General features: G+C 58.2%; 15 protein-coding genes and 1 tRNA gene. 11 read left to right on the forward strand and 5 right to left on the reverse strand.

Features of this window, described 5'->3' with window-relative positions; all coding sequences use genetic code 11:
• Nucleotides 1-39: 39 nt before the first annotated feature.
• Nucleotides 40-252 carry a hypothetical protein gene (locus BUB60_RS20100; protein WP_207650761.1) on the forward strand — a complete coding sequence of 71 codons (213 nt, stop codon included), beginning with the start codon at nucleotides 40-42 and terminating at the stop codon, nucleotides 250-252.
• Between the two features lie 86 nt (nucleotides 253-338).
• On the opposite strand, the gene BUB60_RS06065 is transcribed toward BUB60_RS20100, so the two are convergent.
• Complete coding sequence (locus BUB60_RS06065; protein WP_073076768.1) at nucleotides 339-977, reverse strand: superoxide dismutase; 639 nt, start codon at nucleotides 975-977, stop codon at nucleotides 339-341.
• Nucleotides 978-1,130: 153 nt separating this feature from the next.
• Between BUB60_RS06065 and BUB60_RS06070 the strand changes: the two genes are divergently transcribed.
• The gene (locus tag BUB60_RS06070) at nucleotides 1,131-4,454 is read left to right on the forward strand and encodes a UvrD-helicase domain-containing protein (protein WP_073076769.1); all 3,324 of its coding nucleotides are present in this window, start codon (nucleotides 1,131-1,133) and stop codon (nucleotides 4,452-4,454) included.
• Nucleotides 4,455-5,152: 698 nt separating this feature from the next.
• Here the strand turns inward: BUB60_RS06070 and BUB60_RS06075 are convergent.
• The 3 genes from BUB60_RS06075 to pheS all read right to left on the reverse strand — a co-directional run bounded on the left by BUB60_RS06075 (nucleotide 5,153) and on the right by pheS (nucleotide 9,093).
• A tRNA-Thr gene (locus BUB60_RS06075) sits at nucleotides 5,153-5,228 on the reverse strand.
• 155 nt (nucleotides 5,229-5,383) lie between these two features.
• Nucleotides 5,384-7,753, reverse strand: coding sequence for a phenylalanine--tRNA ligase subunit beta (gene pheT / locus BUB60_RS06080; RefSeq protein WP_073076770.1), 2,370 nt, complete (start codon nucleotides 7,751-7,753; stop codon nucleotides 5,384-5,386).
• Between the two features lie 314 nt (nucleotides 7,754-8,067).
• A complete protein-coding gene (gene pheS / locus BUB60_RS06085; protein WP_073076771.1) occupies nucleotides 8,068-9,093 on the reverse strand; it encodes a phenylalanine--tRNA ligase subunit alpha in 1,026 nt (341 codons plus the stop codon).
• 693 nt (nucleotides 9,094-9,786) lie between these two features.
• Here pheS and BUB60_RS06090 point away from each other — a divergent pair.
• The 9 genes from BUB60_RS06090 (at nucleotide 9,787) to BUB60_RS06130 (ending at nucleotide 17,978) form a co-directional block, all read left to right on the forward strand.
• Nucleotides 9,787-11,328, forward strand: coding sequence for a bifunctional ADP-dependent NAD(P)H-hydrate dehydratase/NAD(P)H-hydrate epimerase (locus BUB60_RS06090; RefSeq protein WP_073077040.1), 1,542 nt, complete (start codon nucleotides 9,787-9,789; stop codon nucleotides 11,326-11,328).
• A 24-nt stretch (nucleotides 11,329-11,352) separates the two neighbouring features.
• Nucleotides 11,353-11,925 carry a hypothetical protein gene (locus BUB60_RS06095; protein WP_159435355.1) on the forward strand — a complete coding sequence of 191 codons (573 nt, stop codon included), beginning with the start codon at nucleotides 11,353-11,355 and terminating at the stop codon, nucleotides 11,923-11,925.
• A 36-nt stretch (nucleotides 11,926-11,961) separates the two neighbouring features.
• Nucleotides 11,962-13,104 (forward strand): alanine racemase, encoded by a 1,143-nt coding sequence (gene alr, locus BUB60_RS06100; protein ID WP_242941162.1) that lies wholly within the window; start codon nucleotides 11,962-11,964, stop codon nucleotides 13,102-13,104.
• 221 nt (nucleotides 13,105-13,325) lie between these two features.
• Complete coding sequence (locus tag BUB60_RS06105; RefSeq protein WP_073076773.1) at nucleotides 13,326-13,676, forward strand: type II toxin-antitoxin system PemK/MazF family toxin; 351 nt, start codon at nucleotides 13,326-13,328, stop codon at nucleotides 13,674-13,676.
• Nucleotides 13,677-13,805: 129 nt separating this feature from the next.
• Nucleotides 13,806-14,342, forward strand: coding sequence for a hypothetical protein (locus BUB60_RS06110; RefSeq protein ID WP_084726294.1), 537 nt, complete (start codon nucleotides 13,806-13,808; stop codon nucleotides 14,340-14,342).
• A gap of 78 nt (nucleotides 14,343-14,420) precedes the next feature.
• Nucleotides 14,421-15,539, forward strand: coding sequence for a hypothetical protein (locus BUB60_RS20105; protein ID WP_073076774.1), 1,119 nt, complete (start codon nucleotides 14,421-14,423; stop codon nucleotides 15,537-15,539).
• A gap of 127 nt (nucleotides 15,540-15,666) precedes the next feature.
• Nucleotides 15,667-15,852, forward strand: coding sequence for a spore coat protein (locus tag BUB60_RS06120; protein WP_073076775.1), 186 nt, complete (start codon nucleotides 15,667-15,669; stop codon nucleotides 15,850-15,852).
• Between the two features lie 12 nt (nucleotides 15,853-15,864).
• On the forward strand, nucleotides 15,865-16,140 hold the full coding sequence (locus BUB60_RS06125) for a spore coat protein (RefSeq protein ID WP_073076776.1): 276 nt from the start codon (nucleotides 15,865-15,867) through the stop codon (nucleotides 16,138-16,140).
• A gap of 182 nt (nucleotides 16,141-16,322) precedes the next feature.
• Nucleotides 16,323-17,978, forward strand: a complete 1,656-nt coding sequence (locus BUB60_RS06130) for a glucosyltransferase domain-containing protein (RefSeq protein WP_073076777.1) — start codon at nucleotides 16,323-16,325, stop codon at nucleotides 17,976-17,978.
• Nucleotides 17,979-18,130: 152 nt separating this feature from the next.
• Here BUB60_RS06130 and BUB60_RS20110 read toward each other — a convergent pair whose 3' ends face one another.
• The gene (locus tag BUB60_RS20110; protein ID WP_207650762.1) at nucleotides 18,131-18,301 is read right to left on the reverse strand and encodes a hypothetical protein; all 171 of its coding nucleotides are present in this window, start codon (nucleotides 18,299-18,301) and stop codon (nucleotides 18,131-18,133) included.
• Nucleotides 18,302-18,440 lie beyond the last annotated feature (139 nt).

An 18,440-nucleotide genomic window follows, 5' to 3' on the forward strand; every position in this document is an offset into this window, starting at 1 on the left:
CTGCCCGAAAAAAATATCTTTGAGCACGATATTGATATCATGGACATAAACTGGTCCGAGGTGATAAAATTGTATTCTTACCGCGAAATTCTGGATTTACAAAGCAGAAGTTCCATGACAGAAGATGAAAAGCTTGAAAAAAAGAACCTGGAAGCCATGCGGTATGCACTCTCTTCAAAATATAAAACGACCGGCCGTGAGCCCACGGAACCGGTCGTCCAAGAAAATAAAACAGACAGCGACGCGTCATAAAGCAGCGTCATATTGCAGGCAGGAGATGCAACAAGGCGATTTTTTCTCGCCTTGTTGCGGTTTATGCCCTGTTTCAGACTATCGATTTATCTTTGCATACCCGCGATGCATTTTTCATAAAGCGCGCCGGCATGCTTCCAGTCGGCGACGTGAAGCCAGTCGTCAATATAGGCCGCCCGCTCGTTATAATGCTTCAGATAATATGCGTGTTCCCAAACGTCAATCGCCGCCACCGGGCACAGGTCCTGCGCGATGGGTGTATCCTGGTTGGCCGATGTCACGATTTTGAGCGACCCGTCCTTGTCGACGACCAGCCACGCATACCCGGAGCCGAATACGGACAGCGCCGCCTTTTTGAACGCCTCATAAAACTGTTCAGCGGACCCGAACTCCTTTACGATCGCCGTATACAGCATTCCGGCCTGCGAACGTGCTTCGGAATTCGACATGCCGTCGAAATAAAAAATGTGATTGTAAACCCCGCCGCCGTTGTTTTTTATGGATTGCTGGATAGACGCCGGGAGCCTGTCTGCGTTATAAACCAACTGCTCCAGCGTCCAGCTGTGCAGCTCCGGATGCTCCTTAAGCGCATCGTTGAGGTTGTTTACATATGTTTGCAGATGCCTGTCATGGTGCAGATGCATCGTTTTTGTATCAATATACGGCTCGAGCGCGTCATAGGCATAGGGCAGGGGCGGATTCACAAATGGATAATGCTCATTCATAATAATAACCTCCTAGTTATCAGTATTATGAGGCTTCAATGAATGATATGAATTGAAATGGCGCCGTAACAGCTTCCCCATGAATTAAGGCTGCCAGGAAGAAGCGTTTTGTGGTATGATAAATGTGAATTAATCAAACGCGGGTGTATAGCTATGTTTATTGCCGATTTTCACATTCATTCAAAGTACTCCAGAGCGACAAGCAAAGACTGCGTGCCGGAGGCTCTGGAGCTCTGGGCGCGCCGGAAAGGCCTGGATCTCATCGGGACGGGGGATTTTACCCATCCGGCCTGGCGGGCAGAGCTCCAGGAAAAGCTCGTCCTCCAGGGGGACGGGCTTTATGAGCTGAGGGATGAATACCGCAGGGAAGACAGCCTCGCCGGGCCGGATTCTAAGCCCAGGTTCATCGTTACCGGTGAAATCAGTTCCATCTATAAAAAGAACGGACGGGTGCGGAAGATCCACAGCCTGATCCTTCTCCCCGGCATCAGCGAGGCGGAAGCCCTCTCCCATAAGCTTGAAGCCATAGGGAACCTCCATTCCGACGGCAGGCCGATCCTCGGCCTTGACGCGCGGGATCTTCTGGAAATAACCCTTGACGTGTGTCCGGACGCAATCTTCATCCCCGCCCATATCTGGACGCCTCATTTTTCGCTGTTCGGGGCCTATTCGGGCTTTGACACGATCGAAGAGTGCTTTGAGGACCTGATGGGGTATATCCACGCGCTTGAAACGGGGCTTTCCTCAGACCCGCCGATGAACTGGCGGCTCTCCGCCCTGGACGCCTTCACGCTTGTTTCAAACTCGGACGCCCATTCTCCTTCCAAGCTTGCCAGGGAGGCAAACATTTTTGATACGGCCCTCTCATATCCGCAAATCGCAAGGGCGCTTCAAAACCGCGATACGCAGGAGTTTTACGGCACGATCGAATTTTTCCCCGAGGAGGGAAAATACCACTGCGACGGGCACCGGAACTGCAAGGTGTGTCTTCTGCCCTCGGAAACCGAAGCCGCTGGGGGGCTCTGCCCTGTATGCGGCGGCAGGATTACGGTGGGCGTGCTTCACAGGGTCACGGCGCTTTCGGACCGGGACGAGGGCTTCGTCCCCCCGGCGGCGAAGCATTTTGAAAGCCTTGTGCCGCTCCCGGAGGTGATTGCCGCATCGACAGGGCTCACCGCCGCGAGCGTGAAGGTCCAGGAGCGGTACATAGACCTGCTGCACAACCTGGGTCCGGAGCTTTTTATCCTCCGCGAAGCGGCGCTGTGTGACATTGAGCGCAAGGCTGGCCCGCTTGTTGCCGAGGGCATCCGCAGGCTCCGTCGCGGCAAAGTGGAAATTCTGCCCGGATACGACGGGGAATACGGGAAAATCAAAATCCTGGACAGGAACGAAATAGGCTCATTTTCCGGCCAGCTGTGCTTTTTCAGCGGCGAGGAAAAGGACGTACCGCCGGCACCAAAAAAGGTTCGGAATAAAAAGGTCGCCGTTCCCGCACCGGACGCGGAGGACAGCCAGACGAAAAGTGGCGCGGAGGATGGCCTCCGGGCGGCTTTGGAGGCCCCGCCCTACGGCCTGAACCCGGAGCAATGGGAAGCGGTTTCCGCCTCGGAGCCCGCCGTCACGGTCATTGCCGGGCCGGGAACGGGCAAGACAAAAACACTCGTCAGCCGCGTGATCCACCTCATCGAGAAATGCGGCGTACCTCCGTCCGAGATCACCGCCGTCACCTTTACGAACAAGGCCGCTCGTGAGATGCGCGAGCGCCTCACGGCGCATTTTGGGGACAGCCGTACCGTGCAGGCTATGCGTATCGGCACCTTCCACGCCATATCCCTGAAGCTCCTGTCCGAACGGAACGGCGGGGAAACCGTCACGGTCATCGATGAAATGAACGCCCTGTCCATTGTCGAAGACATCTTGAAAAGGCTTGGCGTGAAAAGCTCCCCCCGGGAGGTCCTCCGCGGGATTTCTCTGATCAAAAACGGCGCGTCTGCCGCCGGTAAAGCGCCGGATATCCCACAGGAGGTATATGACCTATACTGCGCGCAGCTTGAACGATACGGGGTTCTTGACTACGACGACATCCTGCTGAGAGCGCTCGGGCTGTCTGAGGCGGACGACAGCGGCGGCGAGCCTCTCTTAAGCGCCTTTTCCCATCTTTTCGTGGACGAGTTCCAGGATTTAAACGATATCCAGTATCGCATAATCAGGGAATGGAGCAAAGGCTGTAAAAGTATTTTCATCATCGGCGACCCCGATCAGTCCATTTATGGCTTCCGGGGCTCGGCCCCCCGTTACTTCGAGCAGTTTAAAAAGGACTTTTCAAACATCCGGCACGTCAGCCTCACCCGGAATTACCGCTCCACACCGGAAATTCTTCATTGCGCCAAATCGGTTATTTCGAAGGAAAGAACCACCGGGGAATACGTTCGACTTCTGAATGCGAACAGGGACAGCGGCGCGAGGGCGCGCCTTCTTAACGCGGCCGACGAATTTTCGGAGGCGCTGTTTGTGGCCAAGGAGATAAACCGTCTGGTCGGCGGTATCGACATGCTTGACGCGCACGTGTCGCCTGCCGCGGGCAAAAAAAGAGCCGCCGCAAAGCATCCGAGGGGCTTTTCCGATATTGCCGTGCTGTACCGCGTGAACCGCCAGGCGGAAATCCTGGAGCAGTGCCTTTTGAAAGAGGGCATACCGTATACGGTGGCCGGGCAAAACGAGCTCCTTGCGGACGCGCAGGTGCAAAAGGCGACCGCTTTCTTCCGCTTCCTGCTGAGTCCAGGCGATCTGATGTCGCTTGGGACATGCCTTAAAACCCTGGCCTCCTGCCGTACGGACGACGTCCAGAAGCTTCTCGGCAGCTTCGCCGAAGCGGAAAAAAGCCTCCCGTCCTTATTAGATATCCTTAAAGCGTCCTGCCCGTCCCCAGCCCCGGAAGGTCTTCAAAGGTTTACGGAGCTTCTGCAGAAATACGGGCCCGTCGTCCGCAAGGGAAAGCCGTACCAGCTGATTGAAGCCTTCATCGGCGACAACGCCCTGTCTGAGTTCAAGTCCATGGAGCTGCTTCTCAACACAGCGGTTCTGCATGACGACATGCCTGCTTTTCTTCAAAACCTTGTTTTGGGTCGCGAGGCAGATTTGGTGCGGAGCGGCGGCCGGGTCTATTCTCCCGACGCGGTTTCGCTCATGACTCTGCACGGGGCAAAGGGCCTCGAGTTCCCCGTTGTCTTCCTGTGTGGTTTGAACGAAGGCCTGATTCCTTTCAAAAGACACGGCGGCGACAGCGACCCGAGTGAGGAAAGGCGTCTTTTTTACGTCGGCATGACAAGGGCGCAGGACGAGCTCATCCTCCTGACCTCCCCGTCCCCGTCCCCCTTTCTTTCAGACATATCCAGGCAGTTCCTTGAAGACGAAGGTACCTTTGCACACCGTCCGGCCCCCGAAGCACAGCAGCTCAATCTTTTTGACGGCGTATAACAAGCGGTGCCGCCAAAACCCTCTCCGCCATTGATGCGCATGGTACCATTGTCAATTGAATTTCTCACATTCTGATTCTTCGGTAACAGCCTTCTTATTTTTAACTCCGCCGATGATATAAAGGATGGGACACACAACACCGACAGCAGTAACACAGAGTGCCTTATCAATTATTGGATTTTAGGATAAGCTTCAACGTATATTACCTGTTTCTTAAATATAGCCAGCTTTACCTGTGTCGTAAATCTGGCTATATTTTTTTCTTGCTTATTTATGGAAAACAGAGTATTATCAGTCAATCACTACACAAGGAAGCAGGTTTATGAAATCCGCAAACGATCCGAAATTGCCTTCAAGCTGTTCAGAGTGTACCAATAAGACATGTACCCTCCCCTACAGTAAAGTGTTGCCGGGCAGAATGATAGCAGAATACTATTACAAGCGACATAAAAATTGTATACTTTCAAGCAAACCGCAAAACAAAGATTCATAACAACAGCTGACATTGCGTAGGATCAGGGATGATCCTACTTTTTTTATTCACTGGTATGCCCGGAACAGTTGGCCTCATCTGTTTATTGAGCCGCCTTTGCGAACCGACGGTGAAGTGCCTCTGCCGCGAACTTATCTTACTGCTATCTGATAAATCTATGAAAAAGCAAAAAATCCTGTGACTATTGCAATCACAGGATTTTTCTTGGAGCTGGTAGTCAGACTCGAACTGACGACCTGCGCATTACGAATGCGCTGCTCTACCGGCTGAGCTACACCAGCGTTTGTCCGCCTCATATAGGCGAAGGTTATTATACAGCATACCGACTGCGGTTGTCAATCCAAAAAAACGGCATTTTCAAAAAAGTCGCGGGGCGGGGGGCGGACCTTTCCACCGCCCGCCGCCGCGTCAAACGCATAGTAATGCGTCTTATGTTTTACCGGATCACGGCGCCGGTTTCCTTCTCCAGGAGCGCCAGGATTTTCTTTGTGGCCTCGTCGGCGTGCTCGTCGGTGAGGGTCATGTCGTCGGCGCGGAGCTTCAGGGCAAAGGCCACGCTCTTTTTGCCCTGCGGCACCTGGCTGCCGGTGTAGATATCGAACAGCTCCACTTCACGGAGGAGCGCGCCGCCGCCGCGCTTGATGCAGTCCTCCAGCGCCCCGACGGTAACGGCGGCGTCGCAGACAAGGGCAATATCGCGCTCCACAGCCGGGAAGCGCGGGAGCGGCGCATACTTGCCTTCGGCCGCGCGGCAGGTCAAAAGCGTGGTAAAATCGAGCTCCGCCGTATAGGTCTCGCCGAGATCGTACGTCTTGTCCACAGCCGGGTGGATCTGTCCGATAACGCCGATTACCGTCTTGCCGGAATAGACGGCGGCACAACGGCCAGGATGATAGGACGGATTGCCGCGGTCGGCCTCAAACCGGACGTCCGGGATGCGCAGGTCGCAAAGCAGCGCCTCCACGCAGCCCTTTACCGCGAAGAAATCGGTTTTCCCGTAGGCGCCGAGGGTGAGGATGAGCCGCTCGTCCGGCAGGGTCTCGCCGGAGGGACGATAGACCTTCGCCATCTCGTACAGGCGAACATTCTGGTTGCGGTAGTTCATGTTTCGCGCCAGGGTCTCCAGCATGGAGGGCAGCGCGGTGGTGCGCATGACGCTGGTGTCCTCGCCCAGCGGATTGAGGATGACCGTGCTTTTTCTTAAAATTGAATCACTATTCAATTTAATCTTATCATAGGCCGCCGGGCTGATGAAGGAATAGGTGTAAATCTCCGAAAAGCCCATACCGCGCAGGACCTGACCCACGTGGCGCTCCAGCGCCTGTTTTTCCGTGAGGCCGCCGGCAACCGTCTCGCCGCCGAACATAGCCGGCGCAATGACGTTATAACCGTAGAAGCGGGCAACCTCCTCGGCAAGGTCCGAGTAATGCTCCACGTCCCCGCGCCAGGACGGGACGGTGACGGTTTCGCCGCTGACCGTGAAGCCGAGCTTTTGGAGCGTTTCAATCATAAACCCGGCGGGGATCTCGGCGCCCAGCAGACGGCAGATTTTTTCCGGTTCCAGCTGCAGCGTTCTCGGGAGATACTGCTTTGCCGTAATGTCGACGACGCCGTCCAGCACCTCGCCGGCGCCCAGCTCCTCCACCAGCTCGCAGGCGCGCTGCACGGCCCGGAAGGTGTTCTCGGGGTCGAGGCCCTTTTCAAAGCGCGAGGACGCGTCGGTGCGCATATTGAGCGCCATGGCCGTTTTGCGGATGGAGATGCCGTTGAAGCTGGCGGACTCGAAGACGGCGTATTTTGTATTTTCCGTGATCTCGCTGTTCTCGCCGCCCATGACGCCGGCGACGCCCACCGGCTTTTTCGCGTCGGCAATGACGAGCATATCTGCCGTGAGGGCGCGGGGCGTGCCGTCCAGCGTGTGGATGGTCTCGCCGGGGCGCGCGGTGCGGACGACGATCCTGCCGCCGTCGAGGCAGGCGTAATCAAAGGCGTGCATCGGCTGGCCGTACTCCAGCATCACGTAGTTGGTGATGTCGACAATGTTGTTGATGGGCCGCACGCCGGCGGCGCGCAGGCGCTGGCGCAGCCACTTCGGGGACGGCTCGATCCTGATGTTTTTGATCATCCGCGCGGTGTAGCGCGGGCAAAGGTCGGGATTTTCGATCTCTATGGCGAGCTGTTCCGCGATATCGCCGCTGCCGCCCCTGACCTTCGGCTCGGGGATATGGAGCTCCGTGCCGAAGGTAACGGCGCTCTCGCGGGCCAGGCCGATGACGGACAGGCAGTCCGGCCTGTTGTTGGTAATTTCAAATTCGACGATGCTGTCGTCGGCGCCGATGACGGGCCTGATATCGTCGCCCGGCTTGCAGTCCTCCTGCAGGATGAAGATGCCGTCCTCCTCGGCGTAGGGGAAATCATGCTTGTCGAGGCCCAGCTCGCCGAGGGAACAGAGCATGCCGTTGGACACCAGCCCTCTGAGCTTCCCCTTCTCGATCTTCTTGCCGCCCGGCAGAAATGACTTGTGCATGGCGACCGGCACCAGGTCGCCGGCCCTCACATTCTGCGCGCCGGTGACGATCTGGATCGGCTCGGCCTGGCCCACATCCACCTGGCAGACCCACATATGGTCCGAGTCGGGGTGCCTGTAAATTTCCTTGACCTGCCCGACGAGGACGTTTTTGATCTCCTCCGACGGCTCCCGGATCAGCTCCACCTTGGAGCCGGACATCGTCATTTTATCGGCATACTCCTTGGAGAACGCCGTGATATCTGTATAGGCTGACAGCCATTTGCGCGATAAATCCATTACAATCTTCCTTCCTTTTAAGGCTCCCTCAAACGAGGGATGCAGTCGCCCGCGGGCGACTGAGGGAGGGATACGGCGCAGCTAAGTGCCGTGTATCTCTCCTTCCGTCATTTGCTCTGCAAATGCCACCTCTCTCGTCCGAGGGAGGCTGACGGGGGCCCCTCATCCGTCATGGTTTCACCGTACCACCTTCCCCGGAGGGGAATGCCAATGGGGTCCGGGGCGAAGCCCCGCCAGGGTTTGGGGCGAAGCCCCAATCAGCAGGGTCATAGGGGCGCAGCCCCTATACCTCTTGGGGCGGGTGGGCGGGTATTTTAAAATTGCGATAAAAACCGCATGTCGTTTTCAAAGATCAAACGCATGTCGTCGATGCTGTATCGGAGGAGCGTCATACGCTCCAGGCCGATGCCGAAGGCAAAGCCGGAATACACGTCCGGGTCGATGCCACAGCCGGCCAGCACCTTCGGGTGTACCATGCCGGCGCCGAGCAACTCGATCCAGCCCTCCCCCTTGCAGACGCGACAGCCGGAGCCGCCGCAGTTGAAGCACTGCACGTCGACCTCGCAGGACGGCTCCGTAAACGGGAAGTGGTGCGGCCGGAAGCGCGTGGCCGTCCCCGCGCCGTAAAGCTTTTCAACCAGCATGTTCAGTGTGCCCTTCAGGTTCCCCATGGTAATGCCCTTGTCCACCACGAGCCCTTCGATCTGATGGAACATGGGCGAGTGCGTGGCGTCCACCTCGTCCTTGCGGTAAACGCGGCCGGGCGAGATGATGCGGATGGGCGGGGCCTGCGATTCCATGACGCGCACCTGCACCGGCGACGTCTGGCACCGCAGGTGGACCGATTCGTCCTCGGTGATATAAAACGTGTCGTGCCACTCGCGCACCGTGTGGCCGACGGGGATGTTCAGCTTGTCGAAATCGTAAACGGACAGCTCCACCTCCGGCCCCTCGGCGATGGAAAAGCCCATGCCGATAAAAATGTCCTTCGCCTCGTCCAGAACGATAGACATCGGATGTCGGTGCCCGATGGAGACCTTCGTCCCCGGGACCGTCACGTCCAGCGCCTCGCTGACAAGCCGCCCGGCCAGCTCCTTTTCCTCGATCAGCGCGGCCCGCTCCTCGATGGCTTCCTCCAGCGCGGCGCGGATCTGGTTGGCCAGCTGCCCGATAACAGGCCGCTCCTCGGCGGACAGCGCGCCCATCTGCTTGAGGATGGCCGTGATCTCGCCCTTCTTCCCTAAAAACCGGACGCGCACGGCCTCCAGCGCGGCGGTATCACTCGCCGCCGCCAACGCGGCCATGGCCTCGGTTTTCGACTTTTCCAGCTGTTCTTTCATAGTCTTTCACTCCTGAATCTATATCAATGGTGATGTGTTGATCCGCTGTGCTGCAGAGGCGGCCTTCGGTCGTCCTGTCTGTCATACCGCGGGGATGGGGAAAACGTGGATTCCCGCCTCGCGGGAATGACAACGCCGGAGGTCTGGGGCGCAGCCCCGAAACAGGGGCCGGGGCACAGCCCCGAAACAGGGGCCGGGGCCCAGCCCCGAAACGGGGGCCCGGGCGCAGCCCCGAAACGGGGGCCGGGGCGCAGCCCCGAATGGGGTTTGGGGCGAAGCCCCATCGGCAGGGTCATAGGGGCGCAGCCCCTATACCTTTATTGGGCGGGGGGTGGGTATTAAAAAAAGCCCTCCGCCCCATATAGGGACGAAAGGCGCAGACCTCCCGCGGTACCACCCTGATTCGGCATAACTCAAGCCGCTCTCAGCAGTCTTTAACGCGACAACGCGCCGGTAATTGGCCGGAGCTCACGGGCGAACCAAGTGTTTTGAAACGCAGGGCGCTTTCAGCCGGCGGCAGCCCCTCTCTGTATCGCTCAGACGCACTATTTTCCCGATCAAAGCCGTACTTATTATTGCTATCTATTACATATACCATACTATTTTATTTAAGGCAACAAAAAATTGACTAAAATAAGGAATTGAAATATAATGAAACAAGCTTGAACCTTGTCTCGATGGGAGGGCATGTGCGTGAAGCTCCTCAATGCGGCTCAGATGCGCGCGCTGGACAGGTACGCCATCGATATCCTCGGCGTGCCGTCGACGCTCCTGATGACAAACGCCGCGCGGCAGGTGGCCGAGGCGGCTCTGGAACTGATTTCCGAACCCGGACCGGCCGCCGGCAAATGCGCGGCCGTTTTCTGCGGCCCGGGCAATAACGGCGGCGACGGAGTCGCCGCCGCCTCATATCTTTTAAAAAAAGGCGTCAAGGTCCGTGTGTTTTTAACGGGCAACCGCGACAAAATGACGGCCGACACGGCGGAAATGGAACGGCGCCTCAATGAGGACGGCGCTGTCCTCGAGGATTACGCCGGCGCGGCGGACGTTGAATATTATGTCAATCACTGCGGCGTGATTGTCGACGCGCTGTTCGGCATCGGCCTGAACACCGCGCTGCGCGGCGACGCGCTGGACGCCGTCCGGCTGATAAACGGTGCCTCCGCGCCCGTTGTCGCCGCCGACATCCCCAGCGGCGTGGAGGCCGACACCGGGAATATCCTCGGAGAAGCCGTCGGGGCCGACGTCACCGTCACGTTTTCGCTGCCGAAGCCGGGCCAGTTCGTGGAGCCCGGCTGCACCTGCTGCGGCAGCGTCCGCATTGCCGATATCGGCATCCCCGCGGAGCTTTTGGACAAAGCCGAGGCGGACTGCCGCGCAGTGACGGCCGGAGAGATCACCCTGCCGCGCCGGCGGCCGGACACCCACAAGGGCGATTACGGGCGCGACCTCATCATTGCCGGCAGCGTCGGCTTTACGGGCGCGCCGGTGCTGGCGGCGCGCGCCGCTTCCGCGGCGGGGGCGGGTCTCGTTTCTCTCGGCGTGCCGGAGACGATTTATAACATCGCCGCGGTCAAATGCGACGAGGAGATGCCCTTCCCTCTCCCCTGCACGGCCGAGGGGTCTTTGGGCGGGCTGGCCGTCTACCCGATCCTCGACCGGCTGAAAAAGGCGGATGTCTGCCTTGTGGGGCCGGGACTCGGGCGGTCCCAGGCGGCCCGGGAGATCGTCTTCGCCATCCTCAAGGAGGCCGCCGTCCCCGTGGTCCTCGACGCCGATGGCATAAACGCCGTCAGCGGGAATATAGATATATTGGACGAGGCACTGGCCCCCGTCATCCTGACGCCTCACGCCGGGGAGTTCAAACGCCTGGGCGGCAATGCGGAGGGCGGCGCGCGGCTCAGTGAGGCGCGCCGGTTTGCCGTTTCGCACGGCTGCATCCTCGTTTTGAAGGGCCACCGCACGATCACCGCGCTGCCGGACGGCGCCGTTTGCGTCAACACCACCGGCGGGCCGGCCATGGCCAAAGGCGGGACCGGTGACGTGCTGGCCGGCATGATCGCCGCCCTGGTCGGGCAGAAGTTCCCGCTGAAGGACGCCGTGCTGGCCGCCGTTTATCTGCACGGACTGGCGGGCGACCTGTGCCAAGCGCGTTACGGCGAGTATTCCGTGACGGCCGGCCGCATTATCGACATGCTGCCCGAGGCAATCAAGACCGTTATATCTTCTGCGTAATGGGGTGATATACCGTTGAGGCAAGTGAAAACACTTGCACGAATGATACCGCTGATGCTGCTCTTTCTCCTCTCCGCCTGCAGCGCCGCAAAAAGCGGCGGGCAGGAGCTGGCGCTGGATATCCGGGCAAATCTGCTGAAAGCGACCAAAATCGACATGACGGCGGACGTAACGGCCAACTACGATGACCGCACCTATCAGTTTACCCTGACGTACTCCGGGAATGCCGACAGGGGCACCGTTGTCATCTCGGCCCCGAAAGAGGTGGCAGGGCTGAAGGCGGAGGTCTCCGTCTCCGGCGGGACGATCTCCTACGACGGCGCCAATCTGGACACCGGCCCGCTGACGGGCGACGGACTGTCCCCCGCGGAAGCCGTTCCCGTGCTCATCTCCCAGTGGGAGACCGGCTACATCTCCGGCTGCAATTATGAAAAGCTGGGAGACGACCAGGCGCTGGCCGTCTCCACGGATGTCACCGAGACCGTTTCTCAGCGGACCTGGTTCGACGTCAAAACGCAGCTCCCCATCCGCGCGGAGCTCAGCGACGGCGGCAGGCTGGTGATTGCCTGCGTCTTTAAAAACGCCGCCGTCGAATAACCTACCTAAAGATCAAGCCAACAAAGGAAACATATCATGGACATGGACTACACACAAATGAGAACATGGGCTGAAATCAGCCTTAAAAATATCGAGCACAACTATAAGGCGATGAGAGCGCGGCTCAAGGAGGGCACGCGCTTTCTCGGCGTTGTCAAGGCGGACGCTTACGGCCACGGGGCCGTCCGCGTTGCGGAGCGCCTGCAGGAGCTGCAGTGCGATTACCTGGGCGTGGCGTGCATCGACGAGGCCCTGAGCCTCCGGGAAAACGGGATCACCCTGCCGATCCTCATTATGGGCTACACGCCGCCCCAGCTTGTATCCAGGCTCCTGGAATACGGCCTGACGCAAACGGTCTACAGCCTCCCCATGGCGGAGGAATTTTCACAGGAGGCCTTGAGGCTCGGAAAAAAGCTGAAGGTACATCTGAAGGCCGACAGCGGCATGGGGCGGCTCGGCTTTATCTGCCACGGCGGGCGCGACCCCGGGCAGGAAATGGTCCTCGCCCTGAAGCTGCCCGGGCTTTACCCCGAGGGCATCTTCACGCATTTTGCCATATCGGACGTCTGCGGCGACGATTTTACAGAAAAGCAGTACGGCGATTTCAAAGCGCTGGTAGAACGCCTTGAACATAAAGCCGGGATCAAATTCGCAATAAAGCATTGCGCCAACAGCGGCGCGATGATAAACTATGACTGGAGCTATGGCGACATGGTTCGCCCGGGGATTATGCTTTACGGCCTTTATCCCGACAAGGAAACGGGCGGGATCGAGCTCCGGCCCGTCATGGAGCTCAAGGCGCGCATCGCGCAGATCAAGGAGCTTGAAGCGGGCGACACCGTGAGCTACGGCCGGATCTACACCGCGCCGGGAAGGCGGAAAATCGCCGTCGTCACCATCGGGTACGCCGACGGCCTGCACCGCGTCCTCTCCGGCAAAATGGACGTTTTGATCCGCGGCAGGCGCGCGCGTCAGGTCGGCCGGATATGCATGGATATGTGCATGGTTGACGTCACCGAAATCCCCGACGCCGCGGTCGGCGACGCGGTAACGATTTTCGGCCGCGACGGCAGCGCGTATATTTCACTCGAGGAGCAGGCCGCCCTCGCCGGGACGATCTCCTGGGAGCTGCTCTGCGCCGTTTCCCCGCGCGTCCCCCGCGTATATCTGACCGACTGAATAAAAATCCTGTCCATGAACATAGTGACAAACCGTTGACCGCGTCATATACTGTTAACGGGAGAAATCCCGCCATACGTTATTTTTTTGCATTTGCCATGGCAGCGGTTGTATATTTTGTTTTGCTTTGTGAAAGAATTATAGTAGCCCGGTTACATACAGCAAACCTGCGACAGGTTGTGTAACCGCGGAAACTATACTTCGTCGGAGAGTGAAGCTGTGTGATAAGTGGAGTAAAAAGAGGAGAAATCTATTACGCCGACCTGAGCCCCGTGGTGGGCAGCGAACAGGGAGGCCTGAGGCCTGTGCTCATCGTGCAGAATGACACGGGAAATAAGCACAGCCCGACTGTAATCGCGGCAGCGATTACATCTCAGATAAACAAAGCGCGCCTTCCGACCCACATCGAGCTGGAGGCAAAAAGCTACGGGCTTACGAAAGACTCTGTGGTGCTTTTGGAACAGATCCGCACAATCGACAAGCGGAGACTCAAAGAGCGCATGGGTTCGCTGGATGAACGGCTGATGAACCAGGTTGACAATGCCATCGCCGTGAGCTTTGGACTAAGTTAAGGATTTATTAACGGGCGCCCCACGCCGCGGCGGCGTGGGGCGGCCCTAGTCTCATAAATGATGCGCTTACCGTTCTTTTTATGCTGCGGACATGTTCCCGCCGCCGGTTTTTACAGAGGAGTACATAAGATGAAACTGAAAAAGAAGCTTTTGATCGTCCTCGGCGCCGTTGTCGCCGCGGCCTTCATCTCCGGAGCGAGCATTCTCGCCGCCACGACGCTCGGGACGCAGTCCGACCCCCTCGTGACACTCAGTTATCTGACAAGCAAGCTCAAGCCGCAGATCATCAGCGACGTTAACGCCAGCATCAGCGCGGCCGAGGCCTCGCTCTCTCCGTCTTTAGACGCTAAAATCAATAGCTTCAAATCCGATATCGACGGGAAATTGTCCGGCTCGACGGCGCAGGCGTCCGCCTTTACCCTTGTCACGCTGGACAAAAATCAGACGCTGACCTGCGGCGTGGGCACCGAGCTCCTCCTGCGGATCGGGACGGCGACGGCCACCGGCAGCGCGCCGGCGCTTGTGGACTCCACGTCCGGCTCCACCCTGTCCGCCGGAGGGGCGCTGGAGGCCAACCATATGTACATGGTATCCATCCAGGGCAACGGCCTGAAAGCGACCGCCGCCGTGAAGGTTTTGGTCCGCGGCAGCTACGTCGTCGGATAACGCGATAATAAAACATACAACTCCGCTCCCCTGCATATCTATGATGCAGGGGATTTTTCTATCTTTGGGGGTCTGACCATGTTGAATACATTCGGTGACTTTCCTGTTTACGCGCGCGGCCAAAACGTCGGCAGCGTCAACATTTCGCAGGACGGACTGATGACCGTTTTTGACTGCGCCTGCAGCCATGTCAGCCACGAGGTCCTGCGCCTTGCCGCGGTCTGCGGCGGCAAATACGTCCCGCTCGGCGTCGTCGCGCCGGACGCCGGCATACTGCGCCTGAAAAGGCGCTTTTCAAAAAGCGCGCTGGCGTCGCTCGGATACGGCGGTGCCGAGGCCTTCCTCCTCGTCAGTCCGGGAGAAATCCATGCTCCGGAGCCGGACGGATGGACGCCATCGGTATCGTACGGCACCGCCCCCGCGCCGGAGCTGGCGACTTACCATGCCGAGCCTATATCCGAGCCACCAGTCCGGCACGACGAAATCGGCTCGGAGCGGCAACCCGCGCACTTTGATTATACCCCCGCGCCGGAAATCATGTATACCATGCCGGAGCCGACGTCGGAGGTCACGTATGCCGCACCCGAGAACACCTATGCCGCCCCGGAACCCGCCCCGGAGGTCACATACGCCGCACCCGGGAACACCTATGCCGTACCGGAGCCAGCCCCGGAGGTCACGTATGCCGCCCCGGAGCCGGAGCTAATCAACGCCGCTCCCATGCCCGACACCGCGTATATCGCCCCGGCGCCGGAACCCGCACCCGCACCGGAGCCCGCACCCACGCCAAACTCCACCCCGGAACCGCAACCCGCGCCGGAAGCCGAAAAGCCCTTCAGCTTCAATTTTGACGACCTGAAGGCGCAGATCGGCCCTGTCCTCGAAATGCTGGGCAAATCGGGGGAGGCCTCCGGGCAGAATGCGCCGGCCGCTCCCGAGGAGCCCGTGAATACCGACGGCTGGACGCGGATGCCAAATCCTGCCATCTTATTCACGGACGCCAGCGTTGCCGCCGCCTGCGAGGGCATCACCGGGGCGCTGATGACGGTACGGGACGGGTTTGAGTATCTGGCGGTGCCCGTATCGCCGGAGGCGCCGTTCCCGCTGATGTCGGTCTTCTGCTTCGGCAGTCCGGAGGAGATAGAGGGGCGGGAATATATCGTTTTTAAGATAAGTAATGGTAATTTAACACTATAATGAGAATATGCGCCGCCAGCGCGTGCCATACTAATACCGGAGGAAGCCCGACAAGGCTGTCGGACTGCCCCCGGTATTAATCTATCGGTCGGCGATTTGACGCGCCGTCCCCACAGGAGGTAATATTTTGGCAAATCTCACATCGAAAGAGTTGTCGGCCCTGGAGGATCAGATCGGTCAGGAGCAGCTGCTGGTCAAAAAGTACCAGGCCATGTCCAACATGTGTCAAAACCAGCAGATCAAGCAGTGTCTCACCGATTACGCGGGCAAGCACCAGCAGCACTGCAATACCCTGCTCACATTTTTACAGTAACAGGAGGAGCTTATGAACACAACAAGCCAGGCCACATCAACCTATGCCGACCAGCAGATCCTTCAGGATTCGCTCATCTGCGAAAAGCACATGACAGACAGCTACAACCTGTACGCCGGTGAATGCGTCAACGAGCAGCTCCGCACCACGATGCTCGACATTCTGAACGACGTGCATACCATTCAGTCGAAAATCTTTTCAACCATGCAGTCCAACGGCTGGTACCAGGTCGAGCCGGCCGAACAACAGAAAATCCAGCAGGCCCGCCAGAAGTTCCAGGCGTCCTGAGTATATAAGCGCCATAAAAAGCTGCGTTTTACGTCAAAACGCAGCTTTTATTTTTCGGTTCCGCGTCGGCGTGGCACGATCGTTTTCAAGATTGTTGTAATTTTTACATTTTTTATCTATAATACCATATGCATTATCTACTTATAAATCCCAAGCGGCTATTTTGATTTGAAAGGTTCTCCATGGAAAACAACAACGCCACAGCCCTGTATTTTCAGAAGCCCGGCCGGGACAAGCTGATTTTTCTGCTCATTTTTTCATTTGTCCTCATCCGGTTTTGCTACTATGGCTTTCACTATAATTATCAGCTGGACGACTATATACAGTACCATAACTATACCGTCGGGACGCAAAACCCTCTGAAGCTGATGACCTCTCTGGGGCTCTGGGGAAACAGGCCGCTGGCCTGGCTTGCGGACCTGCTCGTCTGGTCGCGTTTTTTCCCGGTCATGATTTTGGGCGCGGCGCCGGTCTCGGCCCTGTTTGCCGCGTCGGCCTGCCTGTTCAGGTGGGTATTTGCCCGGCACTTCGGCACGTCCTATCTCTTCTGCGCCGTTTACGCGCTGCTCCCTCTCGGCTTCGAGGGGACGTACTGGATGTCGGCGGCCACGAGGATCGTCGCCGGCCTCTTTTTTACCGCCCTGACGCTGTACGAATTCGAGAAATGGTGCGAAAGCGGAAAAGTCCTCCGGCTCGTTCTCTTCATCGTCTGCCAGCTTCTCTCCTGCGGCTTTTACGAGCAGGTGCTGATACTCTCGGTCGTCGCGGTCCTGCTGCTGGCGGCATTGAATTTGAAACCGAACCGGCGCCGCGCGCTCTGCGGGCTTGCGGCGATCGTGAACGCCGGGATTTATTTTGTATTCGTGGCGTATTTCTCCCATAACACCATTTTTTCCGGCAGAGGCGACCTCATCAGGCCGACCAGCGGCTATTATTGGCACACGGTCTTTCCCGATGTATTAAGGCAGGTAAAGCACGCTTTTCTGGGCGGGGGCTATTATACGTTGGTCAAAGGCCTTGGGCGCGGCGTCCAGCTGTTGCTGGCAGACCTCAACTTTTTATATATCGCCGTTCTGCTGGTGCTGGCCGTTCTGCTCTTCCTCTTTATGAAAGCCTCGAAAAGCCAGGCCAAAAACCCGGTGACCGGCCTGATTGCCGGGCTTTTGCTGACCCTCGCGCCGGTGTCGATTTTTTTCCTGCTGGCCAACAGCTGGCTTTCCCTGCGGGGGACGGTGGCGTCCTTCTGCGGGCTTGCGCTGATCGCGGATATACTGTTCACGCTGCTGTTCGGCAGACGCAAGGCGTTTCACCTCATTTCCGCCGGCGCCGCGGCCGTATTTGCCGTCGTCTGCTGCGTGGCGTCCGTCAGCGAGCTCCACGATTACCGGGAGACGACGCGGCAGGACCTGCAATTTGTACAGCTGCTGGACGACGCCTTAACGTCGGACGGGCTTATGCGGAAAGAGCTGCGCGTCGGCATCCTCAATCTGGAGGCGACCTACCTGGAGGATCAAAATTACTATTATCACGAGCACATCCACGGCGTAACAGAGAGCGGCTGGTCGCTGCACGGCGCGCTGGAGAGCACCGCGGGCTATTTCATTCCCGATCTGGAAACGCTCCCCCAAAAGCCTATGTACGCGCCCTGGGACAGCGGCGCGAAACAGCTTAACAGCTTCAGCGCCCTGTATTTATACAGCGGCGGCGGGCTCATCCGCGTTGCCGCCATCCCGGCCGGCGCGGGGCGGTATGACATCTTCACGGCGGACGGCAGGCTGGCCGGGCACGCCTGGGAAGAGGACCGTTACGGATACCTGTCGCTCGAGCCGGGCTTTTAAAAGAAAATATGTCCTTCCGAGGCGCGAAACGGCGAAGAATCCTCAGGTAAACCCGGCTCGGCGCATTGACCGTGGATTTGCCTGAAGATTCTTCGTTTCGCTCAGACTGACAGATTATTTGGATAATGGGGCTATTTGAGAAAGCCCCTGACTCAGCTCCACATGCCGGTGATGTTGTCGATCACCTCGCCGGCGGCCTTGAGCGCCTTGCCGGCCGCGCTCTTTGAATTTTTGCCCTTGGACCTCGGCATCATTGCCACGCCGATTGCCGCGCCTGTCATCACTCCAATAGCCATTCCCTTTACAAACCCTGTTTTTGTCATAATGGTGAGCCTCATTCCGCCGCTGCGCCCCGGCTGATTTTTTTTATAAACGCCCTGCCGGCACAGAATATCGGCAGGTGAACTGAATCCGCGCGGGAAACCGATACGGCGCTCCGGCGGAAAATTAACGGGATATTGT

Origin of the sequence: Sporobacter termitidis DSM 10068 (assembly GCF_900130065.1) — a bacterium.
Classification (GTDB): domain Bacteria; phylum Bacillota; class Clostridia; order Oscillospirales; family Oscillospiraceae; genus Sporobacter; species Sporobacter termitidis.

Bases quoted from the DNA above. Each gene is read 5' to 3' on its own strand.
- BUB60_RS20100 (WP_207650761.1), top strand. From the start codon at position 40: ATGGACATAAACTGGTCCGAGGTGATAAAATTGTATTCTTACCGCGAA.
- BUB60_RS06065 (WP_073076768.1), bottom strand. From the start codon at position 977: ATGAATGAGCATTATCCATTTGTGAATCCGCCCCTGCCCTATGCCTAT.
- BUB60_RS06070 (WP_073076769.1), top strand. From the start codon at position 1,131: ATGTTTATTGCCGATTTTCACATTCATTCAAAGTACTCCAGAGCGACA.
- pheT (WP_073076770.1), bottom strand. From the start codon at position 7,753: ATGGATTTATCGCGCAAATGGCTGTCAGCCTATACAGATATCACGGCG.
- pheS (WP_073076771.1), bottom strand. From the start codon at position 9,093: ATGAAAGAACAGCTGGAAAAGTCGAAAACCGAGGCCATGGCCGCGTTG.
- alr (WP_242941162.1), top strand. From the start codon at position 11,962: ATGGACATGGACTACACACAAATGAGAACATGGGCTGAAATCAGCCTT.
- BUB60_RS06110 (WP_084726294.1), top strand. From the start codon at position 13,806: ATGAAACTGAAAAAGAAGCTTTTGATCGTCCTCGGCGCCGTTGTCGCC.
- BUB60_RS20105 (WP_073076774.1), top strand. From the start codon at position 14,421: ATGTTGAATACATTCGGTGACTTTCCTGTTTACGCGCGCGGCCAAAAC.
- BUB60_RS06125 (WP_073076776.1), top strand. From the start codon at position 15,865: ATGAACACAACAAGCCAGGCCACATCAACCTATGCCGACCAGCAGATC.
- BUB60_RS06130 (WP_073076777.1), top strand. From the start codon at position 16,323: ATGGAAAACAACAACGCCACAGCCCTGTATTTTCAGAAGCCCGGCCGG.
- BUB60_RS20110 (WP_207650762.1), bottom strand. From the start codon at position 18,301: ATGACAAAAACAGGGTTTGTAAAGGGAATGGCTATTGGAGTGATGACA.